The following is a 20,177-nucleotide window of genomic DNA, read 5'->3' on the forward strand; positions in this document are numbered from 1 at the left end:
GGTTCAGCGCACCACGGTCTTGGGAAACGGCGTCGGCCCGCCGGCAGTGTTGGCCTGGACGATGTCGTCGTCGGGGACCTCCCGCGGATCGTGCGCCGCCATCTCGGCGCGCGCCGCCGCCGGCAGCGCCTCGTCGGCTTCGGCCGTGCGCAGCTTCTTCTGGATGCGGATCGCCCGCATCAGCTCGGCCGCGCTCATGTCGCCGGTCTCCATCTCCTCGCCGTCCTCGCGGCGGATGACGTCCTGGACGATGCAAAGGATGAAGATCAGCACCGCCGGCAACAGGTCGATGGAGATCGCGCCGGCCCAGGACGGCAGGAAGTCGCGGGCATAGCGGATGACGGCTTCGGGCGACGACAGCGGCGTGAAGCGCACCGGCACCACCACCGGCCGCGCGAGGATCTCGTCGGCGGCGGCCGCGAGAGCCTGGCTCTGGGCCTGCACCGCGGTCTCGACCCGGCCCACGACCTCGCTCTGGCGGGTGCGCAGGTCGTCGTCGGCCCCGTCGGCGATCGGTGCGATGAAGGTGCGGCCGAGATCCTCCGCCGCGCGGCGCACGGTCGGCGCCACCGAGGTCTGCTGCAGGGCGGTGATCAGGCCGGACAGGGCGACCGCCTGCTCGGCATAGGCATTGGCGCGGTCGGCGATCGGCCCCTGCGAGGACACGAGCTGGCGCATCGCCGCCAGGCGCTCGCCGCCCTCCCCGAACAGCGTCTTGACGTCTTCGCGCGAGGCGGTGATCTCGCCCTGCAGCCCAGTGAGCTGGTTCGACATCTGGCGCAGCAGCTGCACCACCGTTCCCGAGCCGGACGTGCCGGTGAGAATGCCCGAACGGGCTTCCTGCTCGGACAGCCGGGCAAAACGCTGCGAGGCGAGCTGGATGTCGGGCAGAAGGCTCTGGGCGGCCAGGGCGTTCTCATGCGCCTCGTTCAGCTTGCCCTGATATTCCTCGGTGGTGACCGCCAGATGCTGCTCCAGCGCCGCCGCGCCGGCCAGCGCCGCGGCGTTCAGCCAGGACGACATGGCGATGATCATCGCCGCGCCGAGGCCCATCGCGACATAGAGCATCCGCCGGCTGCCCGGCTGGCGCACATGCGGCATGAACCGCATCAGATAGGACCAGAAGGCGTAGATCGCGACGGAGACCGCCGAGGAATAGACGATGGCGCCCAGAAACACCGTCGTCGCCGTGCCGTCGAGCAGCTCGCGCACGCCGAGATAGGTGTAGACGCCGCTGGCCAGTGCCAGGACGGCCAGCGTGATGCGGGTGGTCGTATCGAGGCGGGTCAACTGCCCGCGCAGCGTATAGGATTGCGATGCGCTCATCGGCCCCTGGCCCTTCAGACATTCGTCGATGCGGGTCGAGCCGCTCAGCGTTGTTAACCCGACATTAGGGCTATCGCATGTTGGCGGGTAGCCGGGTGCCGCCGAAAGCTGCGCATGCGGTTAACCGCCGCGCCACCCCATCGGTTTTGCCAATCGGCCGATCGGGTTTTGCTATGACGACCAAGCAGAGGCGTCGCCCGCAGTCATGCATTAAGCGCATGGCTCACATACCGAATTGGGCATGGTGCCGAATCCGCCGATGACTATGTTCCACCGCAGTCAGCCGCCGACGGCACCTCCTCCCGCCGTTTGGCACTGGCTGTTTCCTCCCAAGGGTTTTTCGGAATCCTTCCTAATTCAGCCGGGTTCTCGCGAACCCGGCTTTTTTTCTGTCCGGGCCCTGCCCGCACCTGCGCTTCCGACCATCGCCCACGTAAAAAGGCGGCCCCGGGGAGCCGCCTTTCGTCACAGAATCAGTTTCGGAATGTCAGGCCTTGAGGCTGGCGCAGAATCGCTGGATCCGCTTGCAGGCTTCCTCGAGCGCCTCTTCCGACGTCGCATAGGAGATGCGGAAGTTCGGGCCGAGGCCGAAGGCCGAGCCATGCACCACCGCCACGCCCTCGGCCTGCAGCAGTTCGGAGACGAAGGTCTCGTCGCTGTCGATCACCGTGCCGGCTTCGGTCTTGCGGCCGATCAGGCCCTGGCAGGACGGATAGACGTAGAAGGCGCCTTCCGGCGTCGGGCAGTCGATGCCGCTGGCCTGGTTCAGCATCGACACGACGAGGTCACGCCGGCTCTGGAAGATCGCGCGGTTGGTGGCAATGAAGTCCTGCGGACCGTTCAGCGCCTCGACCGCCGCCCATTGCGAGATCGAGCAGGCGCCGGAGGTCTGCTGGCCCTGGATCATGTCCATGGCCTTGATCAGCTGCACCGGGCCGCCGGCATAGCCGATCCGCCAGCCGGTCATGGCATAGGCCTTCGACACGCCGTTCATGGTCAGCGTGCGCTCGTAGAGCGCGGGTTCGACCTGGGCGGGCGTCGTGAAGGTGAAGTCGCCATAGACCAGGTGCTCGTACATGTCGTCGGTCAGCACCCAGACATGCTCGTGGCGCATCAGCACGTCGGTCAGCGCCTTCAGCTCGTCGCGCGTATAGGCGGCGCCCGACGGGTTGGACGGCGAGTTGAACAGGAACCACTTGGTCTGCGGCGTGATCGCCGCTTCCAGCGCCTCCGGCGTCAGCTTGAAATTGGTCTCGATGCCGGCCGGCACGAAGACCGGCGTGCCGCCGCAGATCGACACCATCTCCGGATAGCTGACCCAGTAGGGCGCCGGGATGATCACCTCGTCGCCGGGGTTCATCGTCGCCATGAAGGCGTTGAACAGGATCTGCTTGCCGCCGGTGCCGACGATCACCTGCTCCGGCTTGTAGTCGAGGCCGTTCTCGCGCCTGAACTTGGCGGCGATCGCCTGGCGCAGCTCGGGAATGCCCGAGACCGGCGTGTACTTGGTCTCGCCGCGGTTGATCGCCTCGATGGCCGCCTGCTTGATGTTGTCCGGCGTGTCGAAATCCGGCTCGCCGGCGCCCAGGCCGATGACGTCACGCCCCTGCGCTTTCAGCTCGCGCGCCTTCTGGGTGACGGCGATGGTCGCTGACGGCTTTACGCGGTCAAGGGCGGCGGCAAGAAATGCCATGGGTGCTGAACTCCGATCGTAGCTGCGGGAAGACCCCTGCGGGCGCGCGGACCCTAATGCCAGCGGCGTCGGCCTGCAAGCCGGACCCCGCGCAAGCGCGTCGCTATTGGCCGGCCACCACTGCCGCCGCGACGATGGCGGCAAGACCACCCGCCGCCCGGCCCTCCCCGGCCGCGCCGCGCCGATCCGCGCCGATCCGAGTCGCCACGGCTGCGGAATATTTTCCGATGCGTCGCTATAAGGGCTTATTTTTAAGGCGTTTTAAATCTCATCGGCGCAGTAATAAGACAGCCCTATAGTTCATGCATTGGCGCTCGATGAAACCCTCCGCCCTTCGGTCCAGCTTCCTGCGCGCCAAAGCCGGCAGCATCCCGGTCATGACGGCCCTGATGCTGGTGCCGATGATCGTCATCTCCGGCGGCGCCATCGACCTCATCGCCCATGAACGGCTGCGCTCGGTGCTGCAGGACGGGCTCGATCGCGGCGTCCTGGCAGCGGCCTCCCTGACCCAGACGCGCCCGCCCCGCGAGACCATCGAGAGCTTCCTCAAGGCGGCCGTGACGAAGGGCAGCTACGCCCTCGACGTGAAGGCCGACGAGCTCAGCAACGCCAAGCGGGTCGAGGCCAGTGCCACCGCCGTCACCGACACGGCCTTCCTGCGGCTGATCGGCATCGACAAGCTCACGGTGGAGGCCCATGCGGAGGCCGAGGAGAAGCGCAAGAACATCGAGATCTCGCTGCTGCTCGACATGTCCGGCTCCATGCGCTTCGACAAGTCCGGCAGCTATCCCGGCCCCAGCGGCGCCATGCGCATCAACTACCTGCGCCCGGCCGCCAAATCCTTCATGGACATGGTGCTGGCCGACGGCGCCGAGGACTACACCACCGTCAGCATCGTGCCCTATGCCGGCCAGGTCAGCATCGGCCCGGTGCTGTTCGACGCCCTGGCGCGCAACCGCCGGCAGCACGATCGCTCGTCCTGCTTCCAGTTCGGGCGCAACGACTTCACCCTCGGCGTGCCCGATTTCGCCAATCTTCCCCAGACCCAGCACTTCACCCAGGCGAACCATCACGATGCGCTGAAGAAGGCCGGCGAGGCGCAGATCACCGAACCCTGGTGGTGCCCGGACGATCCCCACGATCCGCGGCCGGGCACGACGCCCGACTTCGTCGCGGGCGAAGGCAAGGACACCGACCGGACCAGCGTCTCATTCCTGTCCAACGACCGCGAATATCTCAAGCGGCAGATCGACAACTACAAGCTCTATGACGGCACCGGCACGCCGATCGCGCTGAAATGGGGGCTGCTGCTGCTCGACCCGGCGATCCAGCCGATGCTGCGCGAAGCGGCGCGCTACCGGGCCCTGTCCGAGGAGCTCGACATCGACGCGCGCTTCAGCAACCGGCCGGCCAGCTTCACCGATCCCGACACGATGAAGTTCCTCGTGCTGATGACCGACGGCGCGATCAGCAGCCAGCGCATTCCCAAGGATGCCAGCAAGCCGGTCCAGTACTACAACAATGGCAGCCTCAACACCGACCTCTATTCCGTCGGCGACGCCGAGCGCTTCGCGGCGGCCCTGTGCACCGCGGCCAAGCAGAAGAACGTCATCGTCTTCACCATCGGCTTCGACGTCAACGACACGGCGGCCAAGCAGATGTCGAACTGCGCCAGCGGCGCGGAGCGCTTCTACCGGGTCAACGCCCTCGACATCCAGGACGCGTTCAAGTCGATCGCCACCGCGATCCAGAAGATCAAGCTGATCGGATGACGCGTCCCCTGCCGCTCCCGAAGGCTCTGCTGCGCCTTGCCCGCGACCGGCGCGGCGCGACCGCCGTCGAGTTCGCGCTGGTGCTGCCGCTGTTCCTTGCCATGGTCTTCTCGATCTTCGAGGCCGGCTGGCTGATGACCCAGACGATCATGCAGGACGGCGCGCTGAACCGGATCGTGCGGCAGCTGCGCATCGCCGACAATGCGGCGATCTCGGCCGACGACCTGAAGCGGCGCATCTGCGCCCAGGCGATGGTCTTCACCAATTGCGCGGCCAATACGACGGTCGAGCTGATCGTCCTGAGCAATGCCTCCGACACGATCCCGAAGACGGCGGCCAGCTGCGTCCATCGCGGCACCGTGCCGGCCTATCGGCCGGGCGAGCGCTCGGAGCTGATGTTCGTGCGGGTCTGCACCTCGGTGCGGCCGATGACGCCGATGCTCGGCCTCGCCGTGGCGCTGCCCGACGGCGACACCGGCGCCTATGGCATCAATTCCTACGCCGCCTTCGTCAACGAGCCGCAATGATGGCCGATCCGGACCCCACGGATGGCGCTCGCCCGCCCGCTCCGCATCGGCGCCTCCTCGGCGACCGGTCCGGCGTCGCGGCGGTCGAGTTCGCGCTGATCGCGCCGCTGCTCGTCCTCGTCCTGCTCGGCACTGTCACGCTCTTCGACTTCTACCGGGAGAGCCTGGCGCTCGAACGCGCCACCGCCTCGATGAGCGACTACATGTCCCGCCAGACCGAACTGCCGAAATCGGTGCTCGACAACCGCATCATCGCCACGCTGAAGGCGCTGGTGCCGCAGCCCGACGGTGCGCTCGAGGTCCGGATCTCCAGCCTGACCCGCTCGTCGCGCGGCTTCGACACCGACTGGACCTACCCGCCGGACGCCTCGTCCGCCTTCGCGGACCGCCCCATGCCCGTCGATCTCCTGCCGTCGGTCGCCATCGGCGACTCGATCCTCGTCACCGAGACGATGATCCCCCAGAACGCCATGTTCGACGTGGTCCGGCTGAAGGGCATGACCCACAGTTCCGTCGCCGCCGTCCGCCCGCGCTTCACCAAGCGCATCGCCGGGCCGAACTGAGCCGACGCGACACGCCCGGCCCGCGCCCGACCTCACTCCACGGCCTGCGCCGCATCTTCATTGCCGGCGGCGGCCGATGCTATGCTGCCCATTCAGGCAAGCGGCGCGAGAGGCACGCGATGTTGACGATCCACGGCATGTCCGATTCCGGCAATTGCTACAAACCCCGGCTGCTGATGGCGCTGCTCGGTCGCCCGTTTCGCCATGTCGAGGTGAGTTCGCTCGACGGCGGCACGAAGCAGCCCGCCTTCCTCGCCGCCAATCCCAACGGCAAGGTGCCGCTGCTCGAACTGGAGGACGGCTGCACCCTGCCGGAATCCAACGCCATCCTCTGCTATCTCGGCGACGGCACGCGCTTCGTGCCGGACGACCGCTTCGCGCGCGCGCAGATGCTCGGCTGGATGTTCTTCGAGCAATACAGCCACGAGCCACAGGTCGCCGTGCGGCGCTCGCTGCTGGTCTATCCGCAGATGCGCGCAGCCGCGACGCCGCAGCGTCTGGCCGACACGCTGGCCGGCGGCCACAAGGCCCTGGCGGTGATGGAGCAGCGTCTGTCCGGGGCGCAATGGCTGGTCGGCGACGCGCCGAGCCTCGCCGACATCGCGCTCTATGCCTACACCCACCGGGCCGGCGAAGGCGGCTTCGAACTGGCGGATTATCCGGGCATCCGGGCCTGGCTGGCACGGATCGAGGGCCTGTCCGACTACCGGCCGATCAGCTGGCTGCCCGGCGCCTGAGCGCCGAGCATCGCTTGAAGTGGCTGCCGGCCTGCGCCGGCAACCCGTTCTGTCAGCGGTCGGCTTACTGGCCCGAATAGACGACACCGCAGGCAATGCGGTTGCCGGCGTCGCCCGAGGGCTGCGAAGAGTAATCGTCGGTGCCGCCGTGCACGACGATCGCCGAGCCGTCGGCATCGTTCAGCGGCGCCTCGCCGCCGGTCAAGGTCAGCGCCGGCGCGAAGCTCTCGAAGCTTGCCGAGCCGTCGGTGGTGGTGAAGTTCGGCAGGTCGCCGGCATGATGGCCGCCCTCGACCTTGTAGCCATGCTCCTTGTCGGTCGGGTTGTAGTGCCCGCCGGCCGAGGAGAAGTCGCCTTCACAGACGCCGGTCTCGTGGACGTGGAAGGCATGATCGCCATCGGCGAGATTGGCGAGATCGGCCGACAGCAGCAGGCCATGCGGCGTCGGGGTCACCGTGACCGTGCCGGCCGAGCTGCCATCGGCGCCCTTCATCTCGACGGTGATCGGCTCCATATCATTCTGCATGCCGGCATTCATGCCGTCGGACGGCGCGTTGGCCGGCTTGTCGGTCGGGGTCGGCGTCGAATCCTGCGCCATGGCCGGAACGGCGAACAGGGCGGAGGTGGCAAGAGCGAGGGTCGCGATGCGAAGCATGGGACGGTTCCTTCCGGTTTCGCAGGCCCGCGTGAAGATTGGTTCGCAGACCTGAGTGTCGTCCCCGCAACGACCGCCCGCCGGCGATCGTTCCGCTCTGATCAGCGAGGTGTGACCGCGCCGGCTGCCCGCAGGCGTTGTGGACGGAAAGGCAAAGCATGGCCCATCTTCTCGAGGCGCTCTGGATACGGCTGGGCGGGCCCGCCGACCAGGGACCGGTCGATCTGGCGACGCTGACGCGGCGCTCCGTGCCGAACGACAGCGTCGCGGCGTCGCCCGGCGCGACCGCGGCCCGGGTCGATGTCGCCCTGCCCGTCTTCGCGCTCCCGCCGCAGGCGCTGCTGGCCCGTCTCGACGTGGCCCTCGCCGAGGACGGCGACGTCGTGCGGGTCGACCACGGCCAGACGCCGAACTACCGCCGCTATGTGGCGCGCAGCGCCGTCCTGCGCTTTCCCGACACGATCGACGTGGATGCCTTCGGCGCGCCGGACGGCACGCTGATGCGGATCTATGCGCGCTCACTGCTCGGCCGTGCCGATCTCGGCGCCAACGCCAGGCGCCTCAGCCGCTGGGCGGAGCTTCTGGCAAACGCCGCCCGCTGATCGCGCGCGCCGATGGCCGGCGCGGCGCTGGGCCTGCCTTGCCTCGCCCCACCGGCTCCGATAGTCAGCGAGGCGATCGGTTCGCGGCGCTCCCAGGCCCTCGCGGACCTCTCCCATCCGTTCTCCGGTCGCCATGACACGCCTTCGCGCCAATTGCCTGCTGCTTCTCGCCGGTGCTGTCTGGGGCATGGGCTTCGTCGCCCAGTCGACGGCGATGGCCGCGGTCGGTCCCTGGACCTTCACCGCGGCGAAGTTCGGCATCGCGGCGCTGACCCTCGTGCCCTTCGCCATCGCCGAAGGCCGCCGTGCGGCCACGCCGGTACCGCCGCGCACCCGGATCGGCTTCGTCGGCATCGGCGCGCTGCTGTTTCTGGCCGCCATCACCCAGCAGATCGGCATGGTCACCACGACCGTGACCAATGCCGGCTTCCTGACCGGTCTGTATGTGGTGCTGACGCCGATCCTCGGCCTTGCCCTGCTGCGGAGCCGGCCGCACTGGGTGGTCTGGCCGGCGGCGCTCACCGCGCTGACCGGCATCGCCCTTCTGGGCGGCGGCAGCCTGGCGGCGCTGAATGTCGGGGATGTGTGGATGCTGGTCTGCGCCGTGTTCTGGGCGCTGCAGATCGTCTTCGTCGGGCTGTTCGCCGGCCCGAGCGGCCGGCCCTACACGCTGTCCTTCGTGCAGTTCGCCGTCACCGCGATCCTTGCCGGCCTCGGCACGCTGGCCTTCGAGACGCCGACCCTGGCCGGCCTGTGGCAGGCCTGGCCGGAAATCGTCTATGGCGGCGTCCTGTCGACCGGGCTCGCCTTCACCCTGCAGATCATCGGGCAGCGTCACACGACGGCGGCGCAGGCGGCGATCTTCCTGTCGTCGGAATCGCTGTTCGCGGCGCTGTTCGGCGCGATCATCCTCGGCGAGCGCATCGCGGCCATCGGCCTCGTCGGCTGCGCCCTGATCTTCACCGCCATGCTGGCGGTCGAACTGGTGCCGATGCGGCGCTGGGGCAAAGCGCGGCACGCCGGGGCCTGACGGCACGCGGCTTGGCATCGCGCGGCGCTGTCTCAGCCGCGCTGTTCCGCCCGGCGCCAGTCGGCGCCGATCCTGCCTACTCGATCATGCCGCGATGGTTGCGGCGGTACTCGTCGCGCATGCGGCGGGCATCCTCGATGACCGCGGCGGCCTCGACGAAGAAGCCGGCGACGCGCTGGTGAAAGCGGCGGGGACGGCTGGGAGAAGTCTGAGGGGCCATGATGGGTCTCCGGTCTGTTTCATGTTGCAATGCAACAGATAGGCCGCTCCGGGGTCGCGTGGCACCGGGCCGCGTGCAAGGCAGCCATGCAGGATTGCCGCGATCGGCGCGCCGCACCGCCTCCTGCCGCTGCCGCCTCACCCCGCTTCACGTTTTCGGGATCGGATCGCAGCGTGCCGCGTTGGCGCTGGACGCTTCCTCTTCACCGCTCCTTAACGGCCCCGATCCGGAACACTCGCCATGATCCTTCTCTCGCTTCTCGGCGCGGCCCTCGTCGCCTGGACCATCATCGAAATCGGCCTGACCACCCTGACGGCCCGCGGCGCCGGCCCGCTCACTGCCTGGTCCATGCAGGGGGCATGGCGGCTGGCGCTCCGGATCTCCGATGGCGGCGAGCGCGGCCATCGGCTGCTGTCGGCCGCCGGCCCGCTCATTCTCGCCGGCTCGGCGCTGGTCTGGTTCGTCGGCCTGTGGCTCGGCTGGTGGCTGATCTTCCTCGGCGGCGGCGACGGCATCGTCAACTCCCAGACCAAGGCGCCGGCCGATGCGGTGGAAATGCTTTATGTCGCCGGCTACACGCTGACGACCCTCGGCCTCGGCGACTTCCAGCCGTCGGGCGCGCTGTGGCAGTTGCTCACCGCGCTCTGCGCCGCCAACGGCCTTCTCGCCCTGACCCTGTCGGTCACCTATCTCGTGCCGGTGATCTCGGCGGCGGTCGCCAAGCGCCAGCTGGCGATCATCATTCACGGCCTGGGCAGCACGCCGGACGGCATTCTGAGCCAGTGCCGGGACGGCGCCGGCTATGGGCGGCTCGCCAGCGTCCTCGATACGCTGTCCCCGAACATCATCACCCTCGGCCAGCAGCATCTGGCCTATCCGGCGCTGCATTACTTCCACTCGGGCGAAGCGGCGGCGGCGCTGCCGCTGCGCCTGGCCGCACTCAGCGAAGCCATCGACAGCATCGCGGCTACCGTGCCCGCCGATCGCCAGCCCGATCGGCTGTCGATGATCCGCTGCCAGTCGGCGATCACCTCGTTCCTCTGGTCGCTGCGATCCGGTCACATCAAGCTGGCCCGGGAGGAGCCACCACGGCTGCATGGCGACGATGCCGCCCGCCCCGCACCGGCCGGCGGCATGGACGGGGTGCCCGCCGGCCATGCCGGATCGGTCGATCGCCGGCTGCTCCTGTCGCTGGTCCAGAGCGACGGCTGGCCCTGGCAGGCGATCAATCGCTGCGACAGCGACGACGACGCCCTGGAGCGCCAGACCCGTCAAAACAGCGACTGACGATCACTGGCCGCGCGGATTGGCCGGCCGCAGATCGGCCAGCTCCGGTCGGAAGAACAGCCCGGCCTTCAGGCTGTCGGCGATCCGCTCGGCCTTCTCGTGGAACACTGCGGCCGTCGCCGCCGGAAACCGCCGGCTGGTCGTCTCGCGCCACAGGCCGAGCCAGCGATCGAACATGGCGAGATCGATCTCGCCGCGATGGCGGTGGTGGACGGCGAAGGGATTGCCCTTGTAGCGGCCCGAGGTGAGCATCACCGACGACCAGAAGGCGGTGAGCCGCTCCAGATGCGCCGGCCAGTCCACGACGGCCCCCTCGAAGACCGGCCCCAACACCGGGTCGGCGCGCACCCGATCGTAGAAATCGGCGACCAGCAGGCACAGCGAATCCTCGTCGACGATCAGCGAAGCAATGCGGTCCTCGGACATGGGTCGACCTCGCGGCAGGCCGGCGGCGTCGCGCCGCTGGCTAAACATGTATTTCTGATATATGTTTTATCCGCACAGCGAAAGGGAGCCCGGCGCATGCGCCTTACCCGCTACACCGACTATGCGCTGCGCGTCGTGATCTACCTCGCCGCGCGGCCCGACGGCCTCTCCTCGGTGGCCGACATTTCCGAGGCCTACGGGATTTCGCGCAACCATCTGACCAAGGTGGTCCACGAGCTCGGCAAGGCCGGCTATGTCACGACCCTGCGTGGGCGGTCCGGCGGGATTCGCCTTGCCCGCCCCGCGTCGCAGATCTTCGTCGGCGAGCTGGTGCGGACGACCGAGGACGGGTTCGACCTTGCCGATTGCAATCGCTGCATCATCCAGCCGGCCTGCGGCATGAGCGGCGTCCTGGCCGAAGCGGTCACTGCCTTCCTCGCCGTTCTCGACCGCTACAGCTTTGCCGACCTGCCGAAGCGCGAGATCGACATCCTGTCGCTGTTCCCGCTGGCCGAGCCCGGCAATGCGCCCCGCGTGGCGGCGCGCGCCTGATGGCCGATCACGCTCCCCAGGACGACAGCGGCGACGTCGAGGTCGACAGCACGGCGGTGGCCGCCGCCTTCGGCCTGCCACTCGCCTTCTTCCGGACCGAGCTGCGCCGCGGCAATGTCCGCGGCACGGTGGAGCGCGGCGTCGGCGCCGATGCCGGGCGCCACCGGCTGGTCTTTCGCTATCGCGGCCAGCGCCGGGTGCTGATCCGCCAGCCCGACGGGCATCTGGTCCCGGAAGAACCGGAGAGCGGCGTCCCGCCCTGCCAGAGCTGATCGCGGCCGAATACCGCCGCAGGCTCCGCCAGGATGCCGCTGCGCCCTCACCCCGCGCGATCCGTCCGTCACCGCTGCCAAGTCCCGCCGCGTCTGCTATGCCATTCGGGCCAATCAGGAGACGCGCGATGGACGAAACCGACGAACAGCCCCGGGGCGAACTGACCATCCGGCTGCCGGCCATGCCGGCCGACGCCAATGCCAATGGCGACATCTTCGGCGGCTGGGTGATGTCGCAGATGGATCTGGCGGCCGGCATCCGCGCCGCCGAGCGGGCCCGCGGCCGGGTCGCCACCATCGCGGTCAACACGCTGATCTTCAAGAAGCCGGTGAAGATCGGCGATACGCTCTGCGTCTATTCGACCATCGACAAGGTCGGCCGCACCTCGATCACCCTGTCCATCGAGGCCTGGGCCAAGGGCCGTGCCCGCCACGAGCGCACCAAGGTCACCGAGGGCACCTTCGTCATGGTGGCGATCGATGACGAGGGCCGCCCCACCGCCGTGCCGGCCGAGACCATCGCCGACTGAGCATAAGCCGTCAGGCGCCGCGCGGCGCCCACAGGATGATCGCCGCGCCGACGAGGCAGAGCCCGGCGCCGGCCATGTCCCAGCGGTCCGGCCGGCTGCCCTCCACCAGCCACAGCCAGCCGAGCGAGGCGGCGATATAGACGCCGCCATAGGCCGCATAGGCCCGTCCCGCCGCCTCCACCGGCACCAATGTCAGGAGGAAGGCAAACAGCGCGAGGCTGGCGAGGCCCGGCACCAGCCAGAGCCCCGACGCGCCGGAGCGCAGCCACGACCACATGGCGAAGCAGCCGGCGATCTCGGCCAGCGCGGCCGCGACATAGGTGACGGCGGTGAGTGCGGGCGTCATCGGATCTCCCTCGGCGCCGCCCGGCCCGGCCCGGCCCGGCCCGGTTCGGTTCGGTTCGGTTCGGTTCGGTTCGGTTCGGCGCATTGCATCAGCGGCAGGCAACCCGCAACCGCGACGGCCGCAAGGATGTCACCGCCATGTCGGCCGGCAAGCCGCCTTTCCCGCACGGCGCAGCATCGGCCGGACATGCCTGCTGCCCATTTCCGGGCGGTCGTTCCCGCAGCGAGGCCCCCCGCCCGGTTGCCTTGTCGTATCGGGGACCGTTATGCCGGACCGGCAGGGTTCGGCCCGCCGGCCGCCGCAGACTGGGCAAGGCAGCGGGTGCCGCCCTGCCGTCGTCACCACACAGACGCCACGCATTCCGAAGGTCCAAGATGCTGCAAATTCTCGTTCGCGACTTCGGCTACGTCCATCTCGGAATCGGCCTCGTCGGCAATCTGCTCTTCGTCATCGGCTCGGTGCTGTTCTTCAAGGCCTTCGAAGAGTGGTACACCCTGGCCGTCTGGATGTTCGTCGCCGGCTCCACCGGGATGTTCCTCGGCTCGCTCGGCGAACTCGCCAAGACGATCTACGAGGCCAGGGAAAAGCGCCGCGACAAGCGCTGACCGGGCGCGGGCCAGCCTCAGGCACCTCACCGCCCCGGCCGGCCTGCCACAGCCGAACGCCGCGTCATCACGCCTTGCGCGTCTTCCGGTCGATCAGCACCGCCTGCTGCCAGGCGCCCGGCGCCTTGTCCGTGCGGTGGATGCAGCCGGCCCAGCAGCAGGGCCGCTTCCGGCCCTCGCGCAATTCGTCGATGGTGCGTGCGATACGCCGCTGCCGCGTCTTCGCCTGCATGGCATCCTCGACCCAGCAGATGAACTCGTTCCGCCCAAGCGGTGTCAGCTTCTGCCAGAGATCCAGCACCTCCGGCTCCGCCGTCAGCGCCGCCTTCATGTCCTCGCCGACCCGGTGGACCGTCCCCTGGGCAAAATCGTCGGCCATGATGCCTCCCGGCATGTCTCGTCCGGTTGCAGGTTCGTGGAAGTCAGGCAACCCTACGGTCCGGACCGGCGCCGCCGCAACCCGCCCTGGCGCTATTTGCAGACGACGCGGCGGCGGTTCTTGGCGTCGAGATGCAGATGGTCGCGGTGGTCGTAATTGTAGCCCGGCCCCAGAACCGTGCCGAAATAGCGGCAGGCCGAATGGCGCACGGCTTTCTGAAAGCTCTTCTCGCGGAAGGAAAAGAAGCCCTTCTTCTCCACGTCGAACACCGAGCCGTCGGAAAAGGCGAAGCCGCGCACGTCGAGGGCGTTGCCCGTGGCGTGCTCGGACACCGTGCGCGAGCCGGCGATGCGCGAGCAGCGATAGGACGAGGCGTTGAGCACCGCCGTCGGTCGCTTCCAAAGTTTCCAGCGGGCGGCGGATTTCACCTCGTCCTCGACCCATTGCGAGATCCGAGCGGCGGCCGCGCAGTTCATCGTCGCGGCGGGCTTCATCGCGACGCCCTTGGCGATCGCGGTGATCTTCACCGGATGGGCGATGCCGCAGGATTTGCTGCTGCCGACCGGATCGATGTCGACGAAGCTCACGCCCATCTTGCGCAGCGCCGTCCGGCACATGGCTTCCGAGCGCGGCATGGTGCGATAGCCGCTCGGCGTCTGGTTCTCCAGCGCGCCGCGGCCCGGCACCGGGCTCTGGGGCGCCGGCTTGCGCGCTTCCCCCAGCGAGGCGACGACGCTGCGCTGCGGCACGATCTTCGAGGTCGCGGGGGCCTGCCGTCGCTGCGGCGGCGGTGCGGCGGTCACGGCCTTCAGGCCGGTCCAGGGATCGGCGGCCGGCGCGGCAGAACTCGTCTCGCCGCCGACGCTGCGCGGCGCGTCCAGCGGCGGCAGGGCGCCATTGCCGGCCGGCTGCATTGGGGCAGCGGCGGGCACGCTGGCGCGGCGGCCGAGAAGATCCTGATAGAGCGAGCTCGTCGTCGATGCCGAAGGCGCAGCGGATGCCGGCGCGGCGGGCGCGGCGCGGACGATCGGCTGGGTCGCGGCAAGCGGTTCGGGGGCCGCCGGCGGCGCGGCGGCGACGCCATCGGGCCGGCCGACGCTCGGCCGGTAGCCCTCGCCGGCCGACGGAACGTGGCCGCCCCAGACCATGCCACCCGTTTGCGGAATGTCGCCGGGCGGGACCGGGGGCGCGAAGCCTGTCTGGGCGGCGGCATGCTGCGAGGAAAGGCTCGCCGTCACGATACAGGCGACGGCGAGCGCAGCGAAGCGCCATTCGCGAATACGCGATACCATGCGATGGCCTTTCGTCTTCCGCGAAACTCGAGCGGACAGCCGAAAGCTAGCCGGGTTTGGTAAGCGAAGAATGAACAGGCGGCGCTTTGTGCCGGGATGGAACAGCGCAGCCCACACGTGAAAGGCCGACCCGGCGCGTCAGGCGCGGCCGTCGTCGCGCAGCGCACTGGCCAGCCAGCCGGCCTCCGCCTGCCGCAGCCGCCGGGCCGCGCGGGCCATGGGCGGTTCGGCGGACAGCGGCCCGGGCAGGTCGCCGGCCGCCGCGCAGCGCTCGCCGGAGGACGGCGCGACCGGCCGGCCCGGCGCGCTCCGCAAAGGGCGGGCCGGCCGGCGGTCTGGAGCCGCAGCGGGGCGATGGCGAATGGTGATCATGGCCGCCAGCATGGTGGCCGGCGGCTGAACCTCGGCTGAACGGCACGGCACTGGCCGTTCATTTGCAGGTCAATGCGAACCTGCGCCCTATATGAAGGGGAACGCAGCGCCCGACGGGCGCGCGCGGCGTCCAACCAACGGAGCTGACGTATGTCTTCCCTGAATTTCGATCTGCCCGCCGATTTCTTCTGGGCCAAGTCGGCGCGCCGCGTCAGCCCGCGCGGCGGCGTCTCGCACAAGCGCTTCGACACGCTGGCCGAGGCGATCTGCAGCGCGATGGAAAACCAGGACACGCCCCGCTACAGCGTCTCGATCGACACCGACGAGACTTCCCTGACCATGGACGAGGTCGACGCGCTGTATCGCAGCGACGATTTCGCCGCCTATCGCAAGCGCTACAGCGCCGCCTGACCCCCGCATCGCCGGCCGCGGGCGCCGCAGAGCCGCGTCCGCGCAGGCCGGAGCGGAGCCGATCCGCATCCCCGACGCCTGACCTCAATCCGGCCGCACAATGGCGGCCGGCATTCCTCAGGCGCGCTCGCGGTTGCGCATGATCCAGGTCAGGAACAGGGCGGTCGGCAGCGCCACCGCCACGATCTTCGCCGTGCCGTGCCGCCGATGCAGGAAGTCTTCCAGTTCCTCGCGCCGGGTCGGCAGGTCCGGCTCCTCCAGCGACACCGAGGCCCGGCCGACCGTGTCGGCCATCGTGGCGCCGCGCGAGCCCAGCGGCTGGGCCGGCGCGCGGGTCGTGTCGCGGGCGGTCTGGTGCTCCATCTCGGCATTCACCTCGCCGCCGACGATCAGGATCGTGGTGGAGATCCAGATCCAGGTCATGAAGCCGATCAGGGCGCCCAGCGAGCCATAGGTGGCGTTGTAGGAGCCGAAATTGGCCACGTACCAGGAGAACAGCATCGAGACGACGACGATCACCACCACCGTCAGCACGGTGCCCGGGGTGATCCAGCGCCATTTGGCGCGGGTGCGGCTCGGGCCCCAATGGTACAGGGCCGCGATGCCGAAGGACACCAGCAGGAAGATGCCGGCATAGCTGGCGATGCTGACCAGCCATTTCGTGTCGGTGCCGATGCCCAGGAGGTCCAGCGCCAGCGGCAGTGCGATGACGAGGCCGATGAACAGGATCGCCGCGACGATCGCCCCCAGCGTGAAGACGAAGGAGGTCAGGGTCAGCGTGACGAAGCTGCGCTTTTCCGCTTCGTCATAGGCAACGTTCATCGCCTCGAACAACGCCTTCATGCCGGCATTGGCGCTCCACAGGGCGATGGCCAGCGAGATGGCGAAGGTGAAGCCCAGCGTGGTGTCGCCCTGCGACGCCAGCCGCGTCAGCTGTTCGTTGATGATCTCCATGCCGCCGCCGGGGATCAGCGCCTGCAGCATCGCGGCGTGCTCCTGCACCGTGGCGGGATCGGCGAACAGGCCATAGACCGAAACGAGCGCCGACAGCGCCGGAACGAAGGCCAGCAGCAGGTAATAGGTCACGCCGGCCGCCACGAGCATCACCCGGTCGTCGCTGATCTCGGCGAGGACCCGCCAGGCCACGTCCTTCCAGCCCGCGGCCGGGATCTGCGACGGCCGCACGGCCCCGCGTCCCCTGCCCGCTTGGTCGGCCCGCCCCGCCGCGTTCCGGGTATCACTCGCCATCGATTGCGCTCCTTGGTCCGTCCATTCGCAGGACAAACGGCGGAAACGCCATTCCGTTGCCACATTGCAGCGAGGTGGGGATGGGGGCCAGTGCGGTAGCCAGATTGCATGACGTAAGCTGCGATTTTCCATTTCCAGCCTGTCATCGCGGATTAGGCTTACGAGGGCCGAGGCACCAAGGCAGCTTCGGCTGTGGGCGCGACGAAATTACGGGGTAAGGTGGATTGCCGACGGTCGGCTTCCACAAGCTGGTGCAGAGAATGCGGCCGCTAACCGAAGCCTTTCATCGGCGCGCCTCTATGCTTCCGGCTTGGCCTCCGCCCATGTCAGAAGGGTGTCAAGCGCCGGGCAGAGTGACTGTCCCCATTCGGTGAGCCCGTACTCGACCTTCGGCGGCACCTGATGGTGTACGAAACGGGTCACGATTCCGTCCGCCTCCATCTGCCGAAGCTGCTGGATCAACATCTTTTGCGAGATGCTGGGAATGGCTCGCTCCAGGTCGGAGAAGCGCATAAGCCGGCCGCCGAAGAGGTGGAATAGGATAACCAGCTTCCAACGCCCTTCGAGCATCCGAAACGCCGCTTCAATGCCCTTGGCTGCCGTCACAGGAGTATGCTGAACGGGCTTACTCTCGGGTAAGTACCCGACTTTTTCGTGCGTACTTGTCATGGCCGTTTTGTAGAGCGATCTCTCAGGCATCACAACTGTCAAGACAAAGGACAGGCCATGACCGCACTTCCCGAAATCATCGCCAACTACTTTTCGCTTCCGGCGAACGCCTCGATCCCCGAACTCGGCCTTATCCTTGCAGAGGATGCCGTCGTCCGGGACGAGCGTCGCGCTCACCAGGGCCTTCGCGCCATCCGCCACTGGCGCATCGACACGATGACCCGCACGCCGTTCCAACTGCGTCCGCTCGACGTCGAGGATCGCGACGGTACCGTGGTCGTGAGGACACAAATCTCGGGCGCCTTCCCAGGCAGCCCCGTGGTACTCGACCATCACTTCACGCTACGCAACGATCGCATAGCCGCGTTGGAGATCGTCTGATGAGCGGCGGCTGGATAGATCTCTCAGATCAGCGCGTCGCTGTGTCAGGCGGCACAAAGGGAGTGGGCGCGGCCGTCGTAGCCGCACTGCTTTCGGCCGGCGCCCGGGTCGCGACTGCTGCACGTACGGCTCCGAACGCAGTGCCGACCGGCGTTCATTTCATGCCCACCGATCTTCTGTCGGCCGAAGGCTCGGCCACCTTTGCGGATTTCGCCCTGTCCGAACTCGGGGGGATCGACATCCTCGTCAATGTGCTCGGCGGCTCCGACGCGCCTGGTGGTGGGTATGCGGCTTCCACCGACGCTGTCTGGGCAAGCGAAATCGACCGGAACCTGATGAGCGCGGTCCGGCTCGACCGCGCATTCCTGCCAGGAATGATCGAGCGAGGCTCAGGCGTCGTGATTCACGTCACCTCGATCCAGCGCGAACTGCCGCTGCCCGAATCAACTATCGCCTACGCCGCGGCCAAGGCCGCGCTCTCGACCTACAGCAAGGCGCTGTCCAAAGAGGTTTCGCCGAAGGGCGTGCGGGTTGTACGGGTCTCTCCCGGTTGGATCGAGACGGAGGCCTCGGTACGGCTAGCCGAACGCCTCGCCGAGGCGGAAGGTACTGATTACGAAGGCGGCAAGCGTATCATCATGCAGGGACTCGGCGGTATTCCGATTGGTCGCCCGGCCAGGCCGGAAGAGGTCGCCGACCTCATCGCTTTCCTCGTCTCGCCGCGGGCTGCTTCCATTACCGGTACGGAGTACGTCATCAACGGGGGGACGGTGCCGACTGCGTAGGAGCGACCGCGGCCTCAGGGCCCTGATCCAATGACCTGCGCCGACATCCGCCACGCAACGTCCGAGCGCCTCGATCGAAAGTCGCCTGCGTGACGGCTCTTGTCCAGATGCCGCACCGTACACGAAAACGGGCCCGGCCTTGCGGCCGGACCCGTCGGTCTCAGTGTCGAGGAATCGCCTCTTAGCGGAAGAGCGACAGCAGCGACTGCGAGGAGGAGTTGGCGATCGACAGCGCCTGCACACCCAGCTGCTGCTGCGTCTGCAGCGCCTTCAGGCGGGTCGATTCCTCGGTCATGTCCGCATCGACCAGCGTGCCGACGCCCTTCTCGATGGAGTCGCGCAGGTTGGAGACGAACTCCGACTGGATATCCATGCGGCTCTTGGCGGCGCCGAGGTTCGAGGCGGCGGTGGTCATCTTGCCCAGCGCGGTCTCGACATTGGTGATCATCTTGCTGAGCACGTCGTCGACCGACAGATAGTTGGGCTGGCCGGCGACAGCCTCGCCCGTGGCGGCGTTCACCTTCGCCTGGTTCAGCGCCGTCGTCGAGATATCCAGACCCGAGACATTGAGGATCAGCTGATCCCCCAACGTCGAGACATCGCCGTCATTGTCCAGGATCGTCGTGCCCAGGGTGCGGATGTCGAGGATGCCGTTCTTGTAGAGGGTCGCGGGGACCGCACTCGAATTGTCACCGAAGAGCTTGAGGCCCGCCGTGTCGATGTCGATGGTGCCGACGCTGACGGCGCCCGCCGAGGAGCGGTTGAAGGAAGCGACGACGCTCTTCGAGGTGCCTTCAACGTCGTTGAAGCTCAGCCAGTTCTCGCCGGAGAAGGAGGCCGAGGTGGCGATCGAGGACAACTGGTTCTGCAACTCGGCGATTTCCGACTGGATCTTGTTGCGGTCGACGCCGGGCTCCTTGGCCGCGACCAGCTTGACCTTGATCTCGTCGACCACGTCGATGGCGGCATTCATGCCCGTATAGGCGGTGTCGACCTTGGCCTGGCCGAGGCCGAGGGCGTCCTCGACGGCGCCCAGCGCCTTGTTGTCGGAGCGCATCGTGGTCGCGATCGACCAGTAGGCTGCATTGTCGGACGCCGCGCCGACGCGGTAACCGGTCGAGATCCGGTTCTGGGTCTGGTCGAGGTTGCTGTTGATCATCGACAGGCTCTGCAGCGCCGTCATCGCCGATGTATTGGTATTGATCGAGGTCATCTGTTCGAAGTCCCATACGCATGACAGGTTTGAAGGGACATTCCGGCTCCCCGGAAAGACGGGACGACATCATGTCTGCGAGACGACTTTCTCTCCCGCCCTGTCTTGAACCATAAGTGCGCCTTAGATGATCTCCGACATGCTAATTTTCATGGTTACCAAGACCTTATATAACTTAGCCGTGCACCGATCGCGCATTGCAACCCGGCGCCTTTGAGGCCGCATCGCGCGCGGCGCCGCGGCGGTTGTCGTCCGCGCATTTTTACGGCGGGGTTCCGGCGAAG

At 67.9% G+C, this 20,177-nt stretch carries 26 protein-coding genes; 14 read left to right on the top strand and 12 right to left on the bottom strand.

Annotated features, from left to right (window positions below; translation table 11 throughout):
• Window positions 1-3 precede the first annotated feature (3 nt).
• Together SI859A1_RS12980 and SI859A1_RS12985 are read right to left on the bottom strand one after the other, a co-directional pair.
• Entirely contained in the window at window positions 4-1,326 is a 1,323-nt protein-coding gene (locus SI859A1_RS12980; protein ID WP_009210203.1) for a hypothetical protein, read from the bottom strand.
• 487 nt (window positions 1,327-1,813) lie between these two features.
• Window positions 1,814-3,019 (bottom strand): pyridoxal phosphate-dependent aminotransferase, encoded by a 1,206-nt coding sequence (locus SI859A1_RS12985; RefSeq protein WP_009210204.1) that lies wholly within the window; start codon window positions 3,017-3,019, stop codon window positions 1,814-1,816.
• 317 nt (window positions 3,020-3,336) lie between these two features.
• On the opposite strand from SI859A1_RS12985, the gene SI859A1_RS12990 reads away from it, so the two are divergent.
• From SI859A1_RS12990 to SI859A1_RS13005, 4 genes are all read left to right on the top strand, one after another.
• Window positions 3,337-4,791 carry a pilus assembly protein TadG-related protein gene (locus tag SI859A1_RS12990; RefSeq protein ID WP_161600134.1) on the top strand — a complete coding sequence of 485 codons (1,455 nt, stop codon included), beginning with the start codon at window positions 3,337-3,339 and terminating at the stop codon, window positions 4,789-4,791.
• Entirely contained in the window at window positions 4,788-5,318 is a 531-nt protein-coding gene (locus SI859A1_RS21780) for a TadE/TadG family type IV pilus assembly protein (RefSeq protein WP_040325791.1), read from the top strand. The genes SI859A1_RS12990 and SI859A1_RS21780 overlap by 4 nt, the downstream gene beginning before the upstream one ends.
• Window positions 5,315-5,881, top strand: a complete 567-nt coding sequence (locus SI859A1_RS13000; protein WP_040325792.1) for a TadE/TadG family type IV pilus assembly protein — start codon at window positions 5,315-5,317, stop codon at window positions 5,879-5,881. The genes SI859A1_RS21780 and SI859A1_RS13000 overlap by 4 nt, the downstream gene beginning before the upstream one ends.
• 119 nt (window positions 5,882-6,000) lie before the next feature.
• Window positions 6,001-6,618, top strand: a complete 618-nt coding sequence (locus SI859A1_RS13005) for a glutathione S-transferase family protein (protein ID WP_009210206.1) — start codon at window positions 6,001-6,003, stop codon at window positions 6,616-6,618.
• A gap of 64 nt (window positions 6,619-6,682) precedes the next feature.
• Here SI859A1_RS13005 and SI859A1_RS13010 read toward each other — a convergent pair whose 3' ends face one another.
• The gene (locus SI859A1_RS13010; protein ID WP_040325793.1) at window positions 6,683-7,273 is read right to left on the bottom strand and encodes a superoxide dismutase family protein; all 591 of its coding nucleotides are present in this window, start codon (window positions 7,271-7,273) and stop codon (window positions 6,683-6,685) included.
• 158 nt (window positions 7,274-7,431) lie between these two features.
• Between SI859A1_RS13010 and SI859A1_RS20400 the strand changes: the two genes are divergently transcribed.
• Both SI859A1_RS20400 and SI859A1_RS13020 read left to right on the top strand, forming a co-directional pair.
• Entirely contained in the window at window positions 7,432-7,875 is a 444-nt protein-coding gene (locus SI859A1_RS20400; RefSeq protein WP_050767537.1) for a DUF1499 domain-containing protein, read from the top strand.
• 133 nt (window positions 7,876-8,008) lie between these two features.
• A complete protein-coding gene (locus tag SI859A1_RS13020) occupies window positions 8,009-8,905 on the top strand; it encodes a DMT family transporter (protein ID WP_009210209.1) in 897 nt (298 codons plus the stop codon).
• A gap of 76 nt (window positions 8,906-8,981) precedes the next feature.
• Here SI859A1_RS13020 and SI859A1_RS21660 read toward each other — a convergent pair whose 3' ends face one another.
• On the bottom strand, window positions 8,982-9,125 hold the full coding sequence (locus SI859A1_RS21660; RefSeq protein WP_154653370.1) for a hypothetical protein: 144 nt from the start codon (window positions 9,123-9,125) through the stop codon (window positions 8,982-8,984).
• A 240-nt stretch (window positions 9,126-9,365) separates the two neighbouring features.
• On the opposite strand from SI859A1_RS21660, the gene SI859A1_RS13025 reads away from it, so the two are divergent.
• On the top strand, window positions 9,366-10,412 hold the full coding sequence (locus tag SI859A1_RS13025) for an ion channel (RefSeq protein WP_009210210.1): 1,047 nt from the start codon (window positions 9,366-9,368) through the stop codon (window positions 10,410-10,412).
• A 3-nt stretch (window positions 10,413-10,415) separates the two neighbouring features.
• Here SI859A1_RS13025 and SI859A1_RS13030 read toward each other — a convergent pair whose 3' ends face one another.
• Window positions 10,416-10,838, bottom strand: a complete 423-nt coding sequence (locus SI859A1_RS13030) for a group III truncated hemoglobin (protein ID WP_040325794.1) — start codon at window positions 10,836-10,838, stop codon at window positions 10,416-10,418.
• A 96-nt stretch (window positions 10,839-10,934) separates the two neighbouring features.
• Here SI859A1_RS13030 and SI859A1_RS13035 point away from each other — a divergent pair, with 96 nt between their 5' ends.
• From SI859A1_RS13035 to SI859A1_RS13045, 3 genes are all read left to right on the top strand, one after another.
• Window positions 10,935-11,390, top strand: a complete 456-nt coding sequence (locus tag SI859A1_RS13035; protein ID WP_009210212.1) for an Rrf2 family transcriptional regulator — start codon at window positions 10,935-10,937, stop codon at window positions 11,388-11,390.
• A complete protein-coding gene (locus SI859A1_RS13040; RefSeq protein WP_040325795.1) occupies window positions 11,390-11,662 on the top strand; it encodes a DUF6522 family protein in 273 nt (90 codons plus the stop codon). The genes SI859A1_RS13035 and SI859A1_RS13040 overlap by 1 nt, the downstream gene beginning before the upstream one ends.
• Before the next feature lie 128 nt (window positions 11,663-11,790).
• The gene (locus tag SI859A1_RS13045; protein WP_009210213.1) at window positions 11,791-12,192 is read left to right on the top strand and encodes an acyl-CoA thioesterase; all 402 of its coding nucleotides are present in this window, start codon (window positions 11,791-11,793) and stop codon (window positions 12,190-12,192) included.
• A gap of 10 nt (window positions 12,193-12,202) precedes the next feature.
• On the opposite strand, the gene SI859A1_RS13050 is transcribed toward SI859A1_RS13045, so the two are convergent.
• Window positions 12,203-12,538, bottom strand: coding sequence for a YnfA family protein (locus tag SI859A1_RS13050; RefSeq protein ID WP_040325796.1), 336 nt, complete (start codon window positions 12,536-12,538; stop codon window positions 12,203-12,205).
• A gap of 374 nt (window positions 12,539-12,912) precedes the next feature.
• Here SI859A1_RS13050 and SI859A1_RS13055 point away from each other — a divergent pair, with 374 nt between their 5' ends.
• The gene (locus tag SI859A1_RS13055; RefSeq protein WP_040325797.1) at window positions 12,913-13,143 is read left to right on the top strand and encodes a YrhK family protein; all 231 of its coding nucleotides are present in this window, start codon (window positions 12,913-12,915) and stop codon (window positions 13,141-13,143) included.
• A gap of 67 nt (window positions 13,144-13,210) precedes the next feature.
• Here SI859A1_RS13055 and SI859A1_RS13060 read toward each other — a convergent pair whose 3' ends face one another.
• The 3 genes from SI859A1_RS13060 to SI859A1_RS13070 all read right to left on the bottom strand — a co-directional run bounded on the left by SI859A1_RS13060 (window position 13,211) and on the right by SI859A1_RS13070 (window position 15,237).
• Window positions 13,211-13,522 (bottom strand): YdeI/OmpD-associated family protein, encoded by a 312-nt coding sequence (locus SI859A1_RS13060; protein ID WP_009210215.1) that lies wholly within the window; start codon window positions 13,520-13,522, stop codon window positions 13,211-13,213.
• A 92-nt stretch (window positions 13,523-13,614) separates the two neighbouring features.
• Window positions 13,615-14,814, bottom strand: coding sequence for an extensin-like domain-containing protein (locus tag SI859A1_RS13065; RefSeq protein ID WP_148233841.1), 1,200 nt, complete (start codon window positions 14,812-14,814; stop codon window positions 13,615-13,617).
• Between the two features lie 138 nt (window positions 14,815-14,952).
• Window positions 14,953-15,237 carry a hypothetical protein gene (locus SI859A1_RS13070; protein WP_161600135.1) on the bottom strand — a complete coding sequence of 95 codons (285 nt, stop codon included), beginning with the start codon at window positions 15,235-15,237 and terminating at the stop codon, window positions 14,953-14,955.
• Between the two features lie 99 nt (window positions 15,238-15,336).
• Between SI859A1_RS13070 and SI859A1_RS13075 the strand changes: the two genes are divergently transcribed.
• Entirely contained in the window at window positions 15,337-15,597 is a 261-nt protein-coding gene (locus SI859A1_RS13075; RefSeq protein ID WP_040325799.1) for a hypothetical protein, read from the top strand.
• A 117-nt stretch (window positions 15,598-15,714) separates the two neighbouring features.
• Here SI859A1_RS13075 and SI859A1_RS13080 read toward each other — a convergent pair whose 3' ends face one another.
• Both SI859A1_RS13080 and SI859A1_RS13085 read right to left on the bottom strand, forming a co-directional pair.
• Entirely contained in the window at window positions 15,715-16,845 is a 1,131-nt protein-coding gene (locus tag SI859A1_RS13080; protein WP_244400996.1) for a YihY/virulence factor BrkB family protein, read from the bottom strand.
• A gap of 297 nt (window positions 16,846-17,142) precedes the next feature.
• A complete protein-coding gene (locus tag SI859A1_RS13085) occupies window positions 17,143-17,514 on the bottom strand; it encodes a winged helix-turn-helix transcriptional regulator (RefSeq protein ID WP_009210218.1) in 372 nt (123 codons plus the stop codon).
• 57 nt (window positions 17,515-17,571) lie between these two features.
• On the opposite strand from SI859A1_RS13085, the gene SI859A1_RS13090 reads away from it, so the two are divergent.
• Both SI859A1_RS13090 and SI859A1_RS13095 read left to right on the top strand, forming a co-directional pair.
• Window positions 17,572-17,895: a nuclear transport factor 2-like protein gene (locus tag SI859A1_RS13090; RefSeq protein ID WP_040325800.1), complete on the top strand. Its 324-nt coding sequence runs from the start codon at window positions 17,572-17,574 to the stop codon at window positions 17,893-17,895.
• Window positions 17,895-18,680 (top strand): SDR family oxidoreductase, encoded by a 786-nt coding sequence (locus tag SI859A1_RS13095; RefSeq protein WP_009210219.1) that lies wholly within the window; start codon window positions 17,895-17,897, stop codon window positions 18,678-18,680. Before SI859A1_RS13090 ends, SI859A1_RS13095 begins: the two co-directional genes overlap by 1 nt.
• 181 nt (window positions 18,681-18,861) lie before the next feature.
• On the opposite strand, the gene SI859A1_RS13100 is transcribed toward SI859A1_RS13095, so the two are convergent.
• Entirely contained in the window at window positions 18,862-19,893 is a 1,032-nt protein-coding gene (locus SI859A1_RS13100) for a flagellin N-terminal helical domain-containing protein (protein WP_009210220.1), read from the bottom strand.
• Window positions 19,894-20,177: the final 284 nt, after the last annotated feature.

It is taken from the genome of Aurantimonas manganoxydans SI85-9A1, from assembly GCF_000153465.1.
GTDB lineage: Bacteria > Pseudomonadota > Alphaproteobacteria > Rhizobiales > Rhizobiaceae > Aurantimonas > Aurantimonas manganoxydans.

What these genes read in the sequence shown, in the direction of transcription:
- SI859A1_RS12980 (WP_009210203.1), bottom strand. Translation starts at nt 1,326, where the DNA reads ATGAGCGCATCGCAATCCTATACGCTGCGCGGGCAGTTGACCCGCCTC.
- SI859A1_RS12985 (WP_009210204.1), bottom strand. Translation starts at nt 3,019, where the DNA reads ATGGCATTTCTTGCCGCCGCCCTTGACCGCGTAAAGCCGTCAGCGACC.
- SI859A1_RS12990 (WP_161600134.1), top strand. Translation starts at nt 3,337, where the DNA reads ATGAAACCCTCCGCCCTTCGGTCCAGCTTCCTGCGCGCCAAAGCCGGC.
- SI859A1_RS21780 (WP_040325791.1), top strand. Translation starts at nt 4,788, where the DNA reads ATGACGCGTCCCCTGCCGCTCCCGAAGGCTCTGCTGCGCCTTGCCCGC.
- SI859A1_RS13000 (WP_040325792.1), top strand. Translation starts at nt 5,315, where the DNA reads ATGATGGCCGATCCGGACCCCACGGATGGCGCTCGCCCGCCCGCTCCG.
- SI859A1_RS13005 (WP_009210206.1), top strand. Translation starts at nt 6,001, where the DNA reads ATGTTGACGATCCACGGCATGTCCGATTCCGGCAATTGCTACAAACCC.
- SI859A1_RS13010 (WP_040325793.1), bottom strand. Translation starts at nt 7,273, where the DNA reads ATGCTTCGCATCGCGACCCTCGCTCTTGCCACCTCCGCCCTGTTCGCC.
- SI859A1_RS20400 (WP_050767537.1), top strand. Translation starts at nt 7,432, where the DNA reads ATGGCCCATCTTCTCGAGGCGCTCTGGATACGGCTGGGCGGGCCCGCC.
- SI859A1_RS13020 (WP_009210209.1), top strand. Translation starts at nt 8,009, where the DNA reads ATGACACGCCTTCGCGCCAATTGCCTGCTGCTTCTCGCCGGTGCTGTC.
- SI859A1_RS21660 (WP_154653370.1), bottom strand. Translation starts at nt 9,125, where the DNA reads ATGGCCCCTCAGACTTCTCCCAGCCGTCCCCGCCGCTTTCACCAGCGC.
- SI859A1_RS13025 (WP_009210210.1), top strand. Translation starts at nt 9,366, where the DNA reads ATGATCCTTCTCTCGCTTCTCGGCGCGGCCCTCGTCGCCTGGACCATC.
- SI859A1_RS13030 (WP_040325794.1), bottom strand. Translation starts at nt 10,838, where the DNA reads ATGTCCGAGGACCGCATTGCTTCGCTGATCGTCGACGAGGATTCGCTG.
- SI859A1_RS13035 (WP_009210212.1), top strand. Translation starts at nt 10,935, where the DNA reads ATGCGCCTTACCCGCTACACCGACTATGCGCTGCGCGTCGTGATCTAC.
- SI859A1_RS13040 (WP_040325795.1), top strand. Translation starts at nt 11,390, where the DNA reads ATGGCCGATCACGCTCCCCAGGACGACAGCGGCGACGTCGAGGTCGAC.
- SI859A1_RS13045 (WP_009210213.1), top strand. Translation starts at nt 11,791, where the DNA reads ATGGACGAAACCGACGAACAGCCCCGGGGCGAACTGACCATCCGGCTG.
- SI859A1_RS13050 (WP_040325796.1), bottom strand. Translation starts at nt 12,538, where the DNA reads ATGACGCCCGCACTCACCGCCGTCACCTATGTCGCGGCCGCGCTGGCC.
- SI859A1_RS13055 (WP_040325797.1), top strand. Translation starts at nt 12,913, where the DNA reads ATGCTGCAAATTCTCGTTCGCGACTTCGGCTACGTCCATCTCGGAATC.
- SI859A1_RS13060 (WP_009210215.1), bottom strand. Translation starts at nt 13,522, where the DNA reads ATGGCCGACGATTTTGCCCAGGGGACGGTCCACCGGGTCGGCGAGGAC.
- SI859A1_RS13065 (WP_148233841.1), bottom strand. Translation starts at nt 14,814, where the DNA reads ATGGTATCGCGTATTCGCGAATGGCGCTTCGCTGCGCTCGCCGTCGCC.
- SI859A1_RS13075 (WP_040325799.1), top strand. Translation starts at nt 15,337, where the DNA reads ATGTCTTCCCTGAATTTCGATCTGCCCGCCGATTTCTTCTGGGCCAAG.
- SI859A1_RS13080 (WP_244400996.1), bottom strand. Translation starts at nt 16,845, where the DNA reads ATGGCGAGTGATACCCGGAACGCGGCGGGGCGGGCCGACCAAGCGGGC.
- SI859A1_RS13085 (WP_009210218.1), bottom strand. Translation starts at nt 17,514, where the DNA reads ATGACAAGTACGCACGAAAAAGTCGGGTACTTACCCGAGAGTAAGCCC.
- SI859A1_RS13090 (WP_040325800.1), top strand. Translation starts at nt 17,572, where the DNA reads ATGACCGCACTTCCCGAAATCATCGCCAACTACTTTTCGCTTCCGGCG.
- SI859A1_RS13095 (WP_009210219.1), top strand. Translation starts at nt 17,895, where the DNA reads ATGAGCGGCGGCTGGATAGATCTCTCAGATCAGCGCGTCGCTGTGTCA.
- SI859A1_RS13100 (WP_009210220.1), bottom strand. Translation starts at nt 19,893, where the DNA reads ATGACCTCGATCAATACCAATACATCGGCGATGACGGCGCTGCAGAGC.